This is a genomic window from Scytonema sp. HK-05 (assembly GCF_963872035.1).
Taxonomy (GTDB): Bacteria; Cyanobacteriota; Cyanobacteriia; order Cyanobacteriales; family Nostocaceae; genus Kalymmatonema.
In genome coordinates this window covers 1-12690 of the sequence record NZ_CAWMYC010000041.1, presented here as the reverse complement: position 1 = coordinate 12690, position 12690 = coordinate 1, and the positions used below count along the sequence as shown (strand labels likewise).

The 12690-nt window shown below is 43.4% G+C and carries 14 protein-coding genes and 2 pseudogenes; 5 read left to right on the top strand and 11 right to left on the bottom strand.

Annotated elements, in window-relative coordinates; genetic code table 11:
• Positions 1–238: 238 nt before the first annotated feature.
• Positions 239–928 carry a hypothetical protein gene (locus AACT52_RS07270; RefSeq protein ID WP_233154242.1) on the bottom strand — a complete coding sequence of 230 codons (690 nt, stop codon included), beginning with the start codon at positions 926–928 and terminating at the stop codon, positions 239–241.
• A 157-nt stretch (positions 929–1085) separates the two neighbouring features.
• Here AACT52_RS07270 and AACT52_RS07265 point away from each other — a divergent pair, with 157 nt between their 5' ends.
• The 3 genes from AACT52_RS07265 (at position 1086) to AACT52_RS07255 (ending at position 2717) form a co-directional block, all read left to right on the top strand.
• The gene (locus AACT52_RS07265; protein ID WP_073636439.1) at positions 1086–1877 is read left to right on the top strand and encodes an IS5 family transposase; all 792 of its coding nucleotides are present in this window, start codon (positions 1086–1088) and stop codon (positions 1875–1877) included.
• Between the two features lie 143 nt (positions 1878–2020).
• Entirely contained in the window at positions 2021–2371 is a 351-nt protein-coding gene (locus AACT52_RS07260) for a DUF5674 family protein (RefSeq protein ID WP_073636442.1), read from the top strand.
• On the top strand, positions 2352–2717 hold the full coding sequence (locus tag AACT52_RS07255) for a hypothetical protein (RefSeq protein ID WP_073636438.1): 366 nt from the start codon (positions 2352–2354) through the stop codon (positions 2715–2717). Before AACT52_RS07260 ends, AACT52_RS07255 begins: the two co-directional genes overlap by 20 nt.
• 230 nt (positions 2718–2947) lie before the next feature.
• On the opposite strand, the gene AACT52_RS07250 is transcribed toward AACT52_RS07255, so the two are convergent.
• Positions 2948–3091 carry a hypothetical protein gene (locus tag AACT52_RS07250; protein WP_158055016.1) on the bottom strand — a complete coding sequence of 48 codons (144 nt, stop codon included), beginning with the start codon at positions 3089–3091 and terminating at the stop codon, positions 2948–2950.
• Positions 3092–3364: 273 nt separating this feature from the next.
• The gene (locus tag AACT52_RS07245; RefSeq protein ID WP_198941120.1) at positions 3365–3706 is read right to left on the bottom strand and encodes a helix-turn-helix domain-containing protein; all 342 of its coding nucleotides are present in this window, start codon (positions 3704–3706) and stop codon (positions 3365–3367) included.
• Between the two features lie 185 nt (positions 3707–3891).
• On the opposite strand from AACT52_RS07245, the gene AACT52_RS07240 reads away from it, so the two are divergent.
• Both AACT52_RS07240 and AACT52_RS07235 read left to right on the top strand, forming a co-directional pair.
• Positions 3892–4938, top strand: a complete 1047-nt coding sequence (locus AACT52_RS07240) for a hypothetical protein (RefSeq protein WP_073636437.1) — start codon at positions 3892–3894, stop codon at positions 4936–4938.
• Positions 4913–6214, top strand: a complete 1302-nt coding sequence (locus AACT52_RS07235; RefSeq protein ID WP_073636436.1) for a YcaO-like family protein — start codon at positions 4913–4915, stop codon at positions 6212–6214. Before AACT52_RS07240 ends, AACT52_RS07235 begins: the two co-directional genes overlap by 26 nt.
• Here the strand turns inward: AACT52_RS07235 and AACT52_RS41250 are convergent.
• The 8 genes and pseudogenes from AACT52_RS41250 to AACT52_RS07205 all read right to left on the bottom strand — a co-directional run.
• A pseudogene (locus AACT52_RS41250) lies at positions 6132–6371 on the bottom strand (hypothetical protein); the annotation flags it as partial. The gene AACT52_RS07235 and the pseudogene AACT52_RS41250 overlap by 83 nt on opposite strands.
• A gap of 134 nt (positions 6372–6505) precedes the next feature.
• On the bottom strand, positions 6506–7558 hold the full coding sequence (locus tag AACT52_RS07230; protein WP_073636435.1) for a bestrophin family protein: 1053 nt from the start codon (positions 7556–7558) through the stop codon (positions 6506–6508).
• Between the two features lie 23 nt (positions 7559–7581).
• Positions 7582–8253, bottom strand: coding sequence for a carbonic anhydrase (locus AACT52_RS07225; RefSeq protein WP_073636434.1), 672 nt, complete (start codon positions 8251–8253; stop codon positions 7582–7584).
• Between the two features lie 90 nt (positions 8254–8343).
• The gene (locus tag AACT52_RS41245) at positions 8344–8931 is read right to left on the bottom strand and encodes a hypothetical protein (RefSeq protein ID WP_443216699.1); all 588 of its coding nucleotides are present in this window, start codon (positions 8929–8931) and stop codon (positions 8344–8346) included.
• A 15-nt stretch (positions 8932–8946) separates the two neighbouring features.
• Entirely contained in the window at positions 8947–9687 is a 741-nt protein-coding gene (locus AACT52_RS41240; RefSeq protein ID WP_443216698.1) for a hypothetical protein, read from the bottom strand.
• 114 nt (positions 9688–9801) lie between these two features.
• A complete protein-coding gene (locus AACT52_RS07215) occupies positions 9802–11067 on the bottom strand; it encodes an NAD(P)/FAD-dependent oxidoreductase (RefSeq protein WP_083630819.1) in 1266 nt (421 codons plus the stop codon).
• 135 nt (positions 11068–11202) lie between these two features.
• Entirely contained in the window at positions 11203–11802 is a 600-nt protein-coding gene (locus tag AACT52_RS07210) for a GUN4 domain-containing protein (RefSeq protein WP_073636432.1), read from the bottom strand.
• Between the two features lie 506 nt (positions 11803–12308).
• Positions 12309–12653 (bottom strand): annotated as a pseudogene (locus tag AACT52_RS07205) (sensor histidine kinase); the annotation flags it as partial.
• Positions 12654–12690 lie beyond the last annotated feature (37 nt).

The window sequence follows — 12690 nt, the reverse complement described above, 5'->3', positions numbered from 1 at the left end:
GCGATCGCCTGTTGAAAGCCAGTTATAGATAGGCATTAGCATTTTTCGGAGATGTTTAATGCACTCTGGAGAGATTTAACCAACTGCTGCGATTCAATCCACCCAGAAACCTGGGGAATCACCATAGCTGCAACTAAAACCGAAGTTGTGACCGCATAACCCCAATTCTGGTTAATACGAGAATTTAGCCGGTTTGCACCGTTAGTACCCCCACCATGAAAATCTATAACCAACCGCATTACAAGCCACTGACATCTAAAATTGTTGTTGTAAAGATATGATTGGGGTTCTGACGGTAGCGACGGTCAGATTTTACCCGAGGCATAAACTCGTCAAGATGTCCATTCTCCGACTGTGCAGCAAGACATGCATATGAAGCTTTATCAACATACTTCTGATTGCTTCCCGAATGCTGATTAAGCCCAATCCTTCCCGACTGTATAGGTTCGCCATTAACGTCACCACTTCGATTCACATCCCGACGAAACTTCACCGGAGCAACCTGAACTAACCCGGATTCGACTCGCCCAAATATCCCGTGGTGCATACCCACTTGCCAAGCTTGATACTGCCCTGGCTCAATAAATGCTGCGCCTGCTTTCCCTAATGGATTGCGTATTGCAGGTAATCCTGGCTTAACTGTTGCTGCCCAGTTACCAGCAATCACTGGTCTCCCCAAACGAAACTGCAATATTATACGGCGATCGCTCCACTCGTTAATGCGATTCCCATTTGGTCTACCAAACTGGTCAGCACCACGAATGTAGATAATATTGACTTCTCCAGGGTTTTGGGATATTTGGTAGCCTTTACGCTGCATCGCTTGATATACCCGTGATGCCAAATTACTAGTAGGTTGTGGATTAACCTTTGTTTGGATAGATTGCACAATAGGCTGCAATTCGATAAACGTAGATATCAGCTGCACAACAATGCAGACAACCAACACACTCGTTACGATGGCATATTTCCAAGCGGGTGATTTATCATCAGCTGATGAGAGGATGTCTGAAAAGTAAGAAAGCCCACGTAACGGTATCCTGTCAGTAGAAAAAATACTTAAGTATGACAGCGTTACGAGAGCTATGAATCAATCGTACCCAAGTAACTTGACTTCGGAACAGTGGGAACTGTTATCGGGACTAATTCCACCAGCGAAAAAAGGCGGCAGAAAACGCAGCGTTGACATGGAAGCAGTAATTAATGCAATCCTTTACATCTTGTGTGCAGGCTGTGCATGGCGTATGCTCCCTCACGACTTCCCAAACTGGAAAACCGTTTACCATTATTTCCGGCAATGGCGCAAAGACGGCACATGGCAACAAATTCATGAACGCTTGCGTTTGTGGGTACGTGTCAGCCAAAACCGAGAAGCATCACCATCTGAGGTAATTATGGATAGTCAATCGGTTGAGACAGCAACAATGGTGTCTAAGGAAGTCGGCTATGACTCAGGTAAAAAAATCAAGGGACGTAAGCGGCACATAGTTATCGATACCTTAGGCTTGCTGATAGTTGTCGTCATCACTGCCGCAAACGTCAGCGAACAAGCAGGTGCAAAACAGGTTTTATGGAAACTTGATCAAGTACGCGATCGCATGGGTAGATTGATTCGGATTTGGGTTGATGGTGGCTATCGCGGTAAGGATTTTACCCAGTGGGTGATTCATGTTTATCGCTGGCTCTGGAGCGTTGTTACACGCCAAGAAGAACAGAAAGGTTTTGTTGTACTCCCCAAGCGTTGGATGGTTGAGAGAACTTTTGGTTGGTTCAATTGGTGTCGCAGGTTAAGCAAGGACTATGAGATTTTACCCCAAACTTCAGAAGCTTTTATTTATGTTGCAATGATTCGTTTAATGTTAAAGCAGCTTGCGTAATCAAAATCACCTCCTCAAAACTTTTAAGACATCCTCTGAGGGTTGTCTAGGAAATAAGAGTCTAGACGTAGCTCAGCGCCAAGACAGGAGGTTCTAGACAATGGGTACTTTGTTGTGTAGCTATGGGTGCAGGAGGTAAATATTTGATAATTATTATCAAGGAGCGTGCAACCAAAGAACAAGTTGAGGAGATGCTCCAAACTTTGAGGGTTTATATCAAAATAGCAGTAGATATAGAAAAAGGTATTCTTGCAGGAGGAGGACAACAACACGCTGAGTGCGAAGCAGCATTACTGAAAGATGGTAGCAAGCAGAAAGACATTTGGGGCGCTGACTGGATACCATTTACACAAAAAATGGCTTACGAATCAATTATCAATATTCGCCCAAGTCAAAATAATCGCTCGATGATCATTCAAGACCCTGCAATACGAGAACGTGTTACACAAATTACTCAAAGCTTGATAGGTGGTTATGAACCAGAATTTAGATGAAAAACAAGCACGCTTTCAACGTGACAATATACAAATTCGCTTGGGACATATAGCGTCCAACTTAGCGCGTATTAAGTCATTTTGCAGCATTGCTCACAAAGAAGCAGTCATGAGTGTAATAGCAGAAACTAAGTGGTTTATTGAGTGGACGGCAGCAGAAATTGAACCTCTTCAAGCTGAGGAATTGGTTAATATTCAAGTTCAATTGGCGATATCCGAATTAAGTTGGGATGAGATTTGGTTGCATGAAAAAGCGCGTGCTGAAGTTGCAGAACAAGCTGGTGTTTGGTCTGGACGAGTATTAGATATGTCAGGCTTGCTGTGTGACGCGCCTACACTTTCCTAGCGGGTAAATGTAGGCTTCTCTAAATCCCAGAGGATAAAGAGAACTTCCTTTGAGAAAACTTAGTGGTCACATTGCTGTTTAAGCGACTTGCGAACCCTCTTTTTGACTGCTTGTTTGTAACGCTTTAAGTGCATAAGCTAGAGTCTTTTTATGGCATTCTGGCATCTTCTCAAAGTTGAGTCCCTTGCCCCAAGTTCTAACAGCACGCTCAGTTACACCAATAACTCGCGCTAAAACTTGACGCAGCGCTTGCGATAGCCTGATTCGCTTTCATACTCGGCAATTTCTTCTGGTGGTAATCCATCAATACCAAAGCAAATGCGGCAGAAGTCTCTAGGATTTCTGGCTTCAGGGAGATTTTTGAGGTTAACCATACGTCGTATTTACTCATGCTTTTACAAACTACAAGTGCATTTGCTCCCCATATCAAAATATGTAAGCAAATAAAAATGAAATTACAGAATTACCTTCTTTTACAGCGCCATTAAGGCATTAGCTAAAGCCACCATCTGGCGAAATGTTAAGTACTTTTATTGAATGACAGAGCCTCTTCTAGATTATTAATTAACCTGGTACAAGCTTTTGTGAGGAAGTGTTGTAGGCATTTCTAGCAGTTTGTATAAATTGAAGATCAGAGTTTAAAGCAGTTATGCGGACTTTGACCCAAGAATAATTTTGATAATAGATTCAGGTTGTTGTTGCTCCTTAGAGCTTGTCTTGGTTTTAGATTGCGTATCGCTTGTAATATTTTGCAAAGGAGCAACCACATTTTGGTTACTGCAATCATCAGGTACCCAAGTTAGTAACTCCCCTGGTTGAACTTTATAAGTAGCGCAAATTTTATCTAATACGCCCCCAGTTGGAATATAAGTTGGGTCGTTACATAAGCGATAAGCAGTATCTCTGCCAAGACCAGTGTCTTGCCAGAAACGGTATCGACTAATTCCTCGAGAGTCTATGAACTGTTTGATGTTATTTAGCACTGCCATCCCTCCATCATCGCATATGCCTTATATAGCATAATTTTGCGATTCGCACAATTAAGACATTCGCAAACTTTTGACATAATTACTAAAAAATGCGAATATAAGTAAAATCAAAAGCCGTTGCGCTCAACTGCCAGGAAGAATCGCAACGGCTAAAGATAACCCCCCAATTATGGGAGCCAATTACCATGATGCCACAACAAGCAATAATCGCAGATGATTATCAAGCGTTCGCCCAACAAGAATTGGAAAGATATATTGAAGCCCAAGCCGAAGCGATCGCCCCATTTGTAAATTTCTCTTTCCAAGGGCTACCAGCAGCCACTGAGACCATCTTACGTCACGCATTAGCTCTGGCTAGTGAGAAACAAAAGCGGTCGCGCACAGAGTACAAAAAGCTGCTATCTGACCACGGTTGGGAAGGTGAAGACAAGAAATATCTGAAAGTGGCTGCTGCATTTGGCTCTTTTTCGCCCCAGGATTTAGCGCAAATCGAACCAGATACCATATTTCTGTTAGCAAAGAACAGCAAGAAGTACCAGCTTGTCATTGACCAATTGCAGAACACTGGAGAAGTTACTCAACAGGCGGTTAGAGAACTGATTAAGCAGCAGCGCAAGTCTAGAGAGCCAAAGCTTGAAAAACCTAGCATATGGCGGCGAACGAAGAATGGTGGCAGGTATTGCCAAATCCCACCCATCCACGAGCAACATGAGCGTACTGGCATCACCTTACAGCAGATGATGGATTCTGAAGGATTGACGGCACAGCAAATTGTGGCAGAAGGGATTTCATTAAGGCAAGCGTACAAGGAAGGGCGGCTGGTACTAGTTGATGATGCATCCGCTTTGGAATCTCAATTCCACAGTCCAACGCTTGAGATGAGCAGCGATCAAACAGATGCGGTAGGAACAGACGAGGAAGCGAATTGTTGGTCAGAACCTATTGAAAAACCCACCAATTCAAATAATATACGTGAATTCCAAGCACAGGAACATCCAACAGCAGAAGTGGAAAATATCGATGTGTTGGATAAGCAACAACTCATTGAGCGTGATTGCACTGGTGTCAGTGCCCTTAAAGACGATAATTCCAGTTCGAGAGATAACATTTTGGCTGTTGATGATAAGCCTCCGCTTAAGGTAATATCTAAGCCACAATTCAACACCACCTTTCCTCAGCACACATTTGGTAAGCTGGGCTTACTGGATGGCAACGGGTTTTATCAACAGTAAACCCGTCAACAGCTTTCCAGGAAAGGTTCTGTGGGTTGACGGAGAGTCACTTACTGCCACGTGGCATCGACTGCTTCCGGTTCCTTACTGTCATGCGTGTCATCTCCACCAGCAAAAGACAAAGGACAAAATCAAACCGTCTGGTACGTTGCGCGACGCATGCGAGCGCAAGGTTGGCATTGTTCACAGCATACAAGTGAAACCACAAGAACCTGGTGGTCCCAAAATTCATACCTATAATAGTACGTCAGCAAACATATCATTACTCGTTCCCAACAGGGATGTCGTCCACAACTCTGGAGCAGGATACACAGAAGAGGCTGCCCTCAACGCCGCGATAGGCGAATCATTGGAGCGCTATGCCGCTGGTCTGTATCATCAACGGAACCTCATACTGTCTTCCTGGAAACAACTCAAAGAAGAGGCTGTTCATCCAAGCACAGTAGGATTGTACTCCACAGAGCAATACGCGCAGAGCAACTTTCCGTTTGTACCCTTTACAGAGAACACAGCTGTACGCTGGACAAGGGCTTTTACTTGGTCAGATCGACAGTGTGTATGGGTACCGGCATTTCTTACCTATCTCCCCTATCGTTTAGCAAAGACTGAAGCTAATATTACACACTCAATTTCTACCGGCTTAGCAGCAGGGGTCTCCTTTGAAGCAGCGGTATTAAATGGTCTCTACGAAGTTCTTGAGCGAGACGCTTTAGCTATCTCTTGGCTACACCGCCTTCCTCCTCAGCCCGTGCCAGATGATGTCGTGAAATCCTGCCCAAATGTTTGGTCTCGCTTAGAGGAGTCTGCAGGTAAATGCCGCGTCCGCTTCTACAATTTGGCGTTAGATTTTCCATTTCCGGTCGTTCTCGCTCTCATAGAGTATGATGGAGCGGATAGGTCGTTTATGACAATAGGCTGTGCATGTCGCTTCTCCTTTGTGGAAGCTATTGAAAAAGCTTTCCTGGAGGCATCTCAAGGCATTCCTTATATTCGATACTTGCTCCAGCGCTACCAAGATTGGGAACCTGGCACTGCGTTTGAGTATGTTGATTCCTTCGCCAAACATGCCATTCTATATTCAAAATATCCTCATCTACGGGAAGAAGTGAAGTACCTGCTTCATCCTGATGCACAGCTTGTGGAGTATCGACAACCTAGTGTGACAGGCGCATATCAGAATGAATGCGGCACAGACGCTGCGTTATCTTGCCTTCTTTACCGACAATGGTGCCTATCCTGTCTAACTCCGCCGCCATCCTTTCATTTAGCTCAATAATATCGTTGAGTGTATCGGTTATTTTCCTGGCTATGCCAGTCTGGTCGGTGGGTATGCGAACAGAAAAGTTACCTTTTTTAACAGCTACCAGCGTTTTCAGTAGCTGTTTTGGCTCGAGATTATCGGTATTATCCTTGGTTACCTGCTCAGCTAGCATGACCTTATCCTTCAGAGGGTTGTTAATGTTTCCCGTTGCCGAGTACCTTGTTGGTAGTCATAAAAAAATATCGTTTTGTCAAAACACGGTCACAAGGGTTAATCTTTCGGAGTAAAATTGGATTCTTTTGATTGTTAGGAGCCTAGTTGCTGGGGGTTGTTTATGATGTGTGGGGCTGAGAGTTGCCAGTCACGAGTGTTGCTAGGAGCAAGCCTGATTAACTCTTCAACATTGCGTAGCATTGTGTTGCAAATCACATTCAAGGGTAGATCATTTGGATCGTGCCCAAAAGGTTCTTCGATTTCAGAGCCAATTTGTTCAATACTCAATAATGTAAAACTCACAAAAGCCATTATTATGCCTGTCCACCAAGTTAAACCACTGACTAGTTCAAGAGGCAATATTAGGCAATAAATTACCACCAATTGCCTGAGTTTAATAGCATATATCAAGGGCAGTGGTGTTTTCAAAATGCGTTCGCAACCACCCAAAATATCTACCATATCATCCAGCAACTTATGTAAGGCGGTCAGCTGATAGATATTTAGACAATTACGGTCATGCTGATGCTGCAAATAATCCCCTATCCAGAAAGCAATTTGTAGTGGGGAATGATTTGTTTCTTGGAGCTTAGAATACTGGATAGAGGACATTAATGACTCTAACTGCTCGTCCAAAGGCTCTGCCCTTAAATGTAACTTCATTGCGATCGCAAAAGTAACTACTAGCCGAAGTATTGCCTCTTTTTCTACTCTATCCTTCGGTGATTGCTCTTTAACTACTATGTAAATTCCACGACTCAAATTACGGACTGTATTGACTAAAGCTCCCCATAGTTTACGGCCTTCCCAAAATCGCTCATGAGCTGTATTTGTCCGGAAAACCAATAACAAAGTCAAGCCAACATTGAAACTCAAGACAGCATTGGTAAAGACACGATTCCCAGAGGCGAATGCTATGGGAAACCCAAAATAGTGGAGTAATGATACTAAAAAACCATATACACCACAAAAGATTACCCAGGGAAGAATGACTGAAATAACTGAACTTTCAAGTCGTAAAACTACTTGAACCCAATGCAGTTGTTCGCCACTGTAGAGGTGATACTTTCCTCTAAACGAATTCTTTGCCTTGCTGAGAAACTGTTTGCATCGTTGCAGTGCATTAGTAGGATTTGAGCGGCTCATCTATTAGAACTCCAATACTTCCATTATCTTGGGTGCATCGCGGCTAGAGGGTTAGGAACAGGAAACAGATCCTCAAGAGGTACAAATTTGCCAAGGCTAGCGTTGTAAGCGAAAACTTTTCCAGTCTCAATCTCATAAACCCAGGCGTGAAGGTAAAGTTGGTCACTGTGAAGTTTGGAGCGGATGATTGGGTAGGTCTCCAGGTTTTGTATCTGGGTCAGGATGTTCTCCTCAATTGTGACGTTTAAAAGTTCCTCACCAGAGTACTCCTTGTAGTTCTCCTGAACAAGGCGGCGGGTACCCTCCGCATGATGCTTTAACCATTCGTAAACCAAAGGCATTTCTTCAGCAAGATTACCCAGCTGTAACAGTCCCTTCATGGCTCCGCACTGGGAATGGCCACAGATAATAATATCCTTGACTCCCAAAGTATGAACAGCATATTCGATGGCTGCACCTTCACCACTATTGATTGTTCCATAGGTTGGAATGATATTACCAACATTGCGCACAATGAACAGTTCACCCGGCTGGGTTTGAGTCAGCAGGTTTGGATCGATTCGGGAGTCGGAACAGGTGATGAAGAGCACTTCAGGGTGTTGGCTGTGAGAGAGTCGCTCGAACAACTCCTGATGTGAGCAGAAATAGTTTTTATGAAACTCACTTAGACCTCTAATTATTCCCTTTATTGACATTTATCAATTCCTCTCAATACAGAAAAATACACTTACTTTATTTGTAGGCTACATCAGTGGGCAATACCATTTAGTATTCAAAACTCAAAACTATTCATTCATATTTCGGTAGGTGGCGACAGCTGAAGGCGAAATCCGACTCAAGTTCCGGAAGATCCAATATTTGAATATGGTATCTAAAATCACTGGAACTGTTGCAATAAACAAAGAAATAAAGTTGTGATTTTCTGGTAAACCAAAATGTTGCAATACGCTTGGTAGAATAACTTCCCAGCCATGTGGGGAGTAGAATCCTACAAACATATCAGTAAACATAATAATAATAAACGCCTTAGCACTATCACTGAGACCGTACACGATCTGATCGATAAAATCCTTTAACACTGCAATTTCTCGCTTACTGACAATGATGAGCCACCTAAAAGCACCTACAGACAGTAAATCTGCAAAAATATTTTTGAGTCCATTGGAACTTTCAACTCGAAATTCCTGAGCAATCTCACGTACCTTCTCTCTCATCTGGTTTTCTATTTTTTCTGGGGAAATTTCGGCAGACGAAATCATTAGGTTTTCAAACTTGATTTTTTCCTCAAACCTTTGCATTTCAACAAGCGCTTTGTCTTCAATTTCATAATTGAGGAATACGGTGGTTTCGTTGTGAGTAAATTTGTTAAAAATTGTTTCTACTATTAATTATTTTGATAAAAAATAAGTTAAAAAAGGTACTAAAATTAGCATGATAATAAACCTGATGAATATCAAGGTTTTTCTTCGATAGATACGAAATTTCTTGATAAGCTCTTGCTCAGATTTTGGATCGCATTCAGATCTTATACGATTGAGTGTACTTAAAATATATCTTGGGACTATACTCGTTTCTTCAGCCTTATTCACCTCTTTCTTATCTAATTTATCAATTTGTGTTTTTGGCTGATTCGTAACGGTTATATTCGGCTCATTTTGGATGACTTGAGGCTCTGTAAATAAATAAAATGAAGCTTCTTCATAATATCTGTATTTTGCTACTACCGAATCAATGAATCTTAACTTCTCTAAAATTAAGTCTGGGTTATTTATTAGTTGAATAGACAAGTAAATTTTGGCATAATTTGTGGTATTATTTTTTGCTATTTGTGGAATTTTTTGATTAAAAGTACTAACCATTGAACGACTCGCCTCAAATTCTGCCAGTCTCATCCGGGTAGTTTTTAAGTATTTTTTAAGTTCTGACTGAAAATAAGCCATAACGCTGTCTCCGTAACTTGCGGATTCAGCCACTATTTTCTTACCATTGAAATTTTTGTCTTCCATCGCCTTAATCAGTAAGGCCGTTTTGTACGCTTCATCCAGCGCTCGCTCTGGTGTTTCTAAATACCACTGCTTAAGAGTGAATAAGTAGGATTTAATTTGCTGCATTAACATAGATTTATTCATAGCAGGCGTTTTTCAGCTTAGGGTTGCGATTTTTGAAGCAAAGATAGCTCTGTCACGTGCTGCTTTGATAAAGGTGTTTAAAGTACCGACCTGCCGATAGCTAGAATCACCCCGTTAATGAAACGATTGAACGCTTTTAATAGGCTTTATGAGGTGGAAGACCTCATCGGTCAGCCATTCAGTAGTAGCTTTAAAATCATGAACTGGAGTCGGTAATAGCTCTAAATAGGTGGCTACGCGGATCAAGTGACCAAGTTTGCCCTTGACTTCAAAGCGATCAAATATTTCAGCGGCACTCTCTGCCAATCCCAGTTTCAGGAGTGTCCCGCGCAGATGAATGTGAGCGGGACTTAACGAACGGCCTTCCGAAATGGCCTTTAGGTTACGGGCAATTATGGCTCCTTGCTGATAGGCAACTTGTGCTGTGGCAGGCAGGGGATTTTCCATATCCACCGCACAATCTCCGCCTGCAAACACTTCTGGAAAGTCGGGCAGTTGTAACATTGGGGTGACCTGTAGCCGACCGTGTTTGTCCCGGTACTCCTCAGCTACGGGCAGGGCTTTAATTAGAGGATGAGTTGCAGTACTAGCCGTCCAGACGATTGTCGCGGCTGGGAGCACCTCAGGCTGGGTGTGACGCTTGAACTCTACAAAGTTAGCTTGAACGGCTGTTACCTCGCTCTCCATCAACAGATCAACCGGCACGGTGCGCTTTTCAAGGGCAGTCTCGCGAAGGCGACTATTCATGTCCCCTTGCAGGATCTCTTTCCCCCGATTGAGCAGCACCACCCGAATTTCTTGAGAGTTGCCTCGCAATTTGGTGTACCAGTCAGGCAACAAATCGGCTAGGGTTGCTGCCAGTTCTACTCCCGAGGAACCAGCACCGATAACTGCCACGGTCAGCAAGGTGCAGCGTTGTTGAGGGTCTTCTGCCTGACTGGCTAGTTGGAGACAGTCTCGCAAATGCTTAGTTAAGGCTATGGCATCTCTGCCTGTGCGAAAAGGTAGAGAGTTTTCCTGTGTTCCCTCAACGCTGAAGTAGCCTGTTGTACTGCCCAAGGCCAAGACTAAGTGGCTGTAGGTGTAGTGTAAACCAGAAGTTAAACAAACCTTCTGTTGGTGCAAGTCAATGGTTTGAATGCTATCTTGAACGAACGTGATACCGCTGTTGTGCAGCAATTCCTCGTAGCGCGGACAGACCTGGTTAGCTTCCATCTCACTGCTGAGAAACTCGTAGAGCAAGGGCTTAAAGATAAAACGCTCTTCTTTGTCGATGAGGACAGTCGGCAGAGAGCAGCGTTGATGGCGCAGATGCAAGGCAGTAAACAGCTCAGTAAAGCCACCGCCTAGAATTAAAGTTGGGTTAGTCGAGTCATTCATAGGTCGTAAACCTTGATTTTGAGACGACTGGTTCGCAGGTTCTGCTGATCGCAAGATCCCTTCAACCCCCATAAAAAGAGGGATAATATATTTCCTTCCATGTAAGAAATTCTGACTTATGACCGTTTTGCCAACTTAAAGACCACACGTGAGCAGCCGATTGAAGAAATAGTTCGTCATTTTTGAACCAAAGGGAGAATTCCACCACCGCGAAGGATGACAGCCGATAGGCGCAGCAAGGGTGTAGTCTAGGTCATCACACTTTTGCCATTTGCCGTCCACCTTCCAGCCTACGCGCTCGCCGAATTGTTCAATAACTGAATTATCTTGAGAGATGGTGGTACCGAGAGAACCACCCACACTTTGATAAATCTGCATCTGCGCGCTGAAGCCAAAGCGACCCTTGCTATAGGTTGTCCAGACGCTGTCAATCACACGAAGTTCATCACAGGGAAACCGCTTCATATCGTCAGGGGTGATAGATTCCACATCTGGCTGTCCTGTTATCGCTAGGATTACCCGAATGGTTTCCCAGTCCGCTTCTCGCAAGTCCCCTGCCGCTAACAAATCTCGCAGCTTTTTGTATTTGTAAACATCTGCAACTAGTATGAGATTCTCCTCTGACCGAGCAACTCGCTCGGTGAGGCTTGATAAAAGCTGATTGAATTGCTGTAGCTGCGTTTCTATTGCGGCTGAACCAGCGATGGCTTCAGATTCATGCACTTCATTAGACATTGGGTTCCTCATAAGGAAAAGTGGATGGCTACTCCTGAAACAAACATACCTGCTGTTGCTATCACCTTACGCACAAACTGTTTATAGGCTTTTCCAATGCAAGGGCGACTTCGGTATGACTGGGAATACTAGGACTTATACATTAAAATTATGCATGATTAATTTTAAAGAGCGCGGCTACAAGGTCGCTAGGGTCAATCTTTCTTTTGCAAGTTTCTATTCTTTTGGTCGTGGGAGGTGTAAAATATCAACAGTGTGTGTAATGACGCTGAGCACGTTAAAGCCCTAGCGATAGCGCCTTATGCCTTTCGAGAAGTAAGCTAACAAAAATGTTGTTATCCCGGTCATGGCTAAGTGCCAATAAGTCGTGGTAAGCGTGGCAATGCCTACAACCAGTAAGCAAAGTAAGCTGTATTTAAGTTTAAGCGGCATTTTGGACAAATCAAATAAATAGAAGATGAGGTGGTTGAGTAATTTGGAGCAGCTTAAGCAAGAAGCTGATTGAGTCACTGTTCCTTGTTTCTTGGACACGATTTAAGAATGATTGATGGGCAGACGAGACGCACTTGAAAGCGTGTCAGACCTCGTTCAGAAAAGTAGCGAATGTCCCCGTTATGCTGAGTTACTACAATTCGATACGAAATTTCCAGACCTAGTCCCGTCCCTGCACCGACCTCCTTAGTTGTAAAAAATGGCTCAAAAATTCGGGACTGAATCTTAGGGGGAATCCCTGGTCCGTTGTCTACAATTTCCACAACAACATAATCTTTGTCTCTGAAAGTACGCACCAAAATCGTACCTTGTTCACCTAAGGCATCTATAGCGTTGTCAATTATAGCGGTTCTCAGTTGGGTCTAATACATTCTGGTAAAATTAAACGAAGGTATA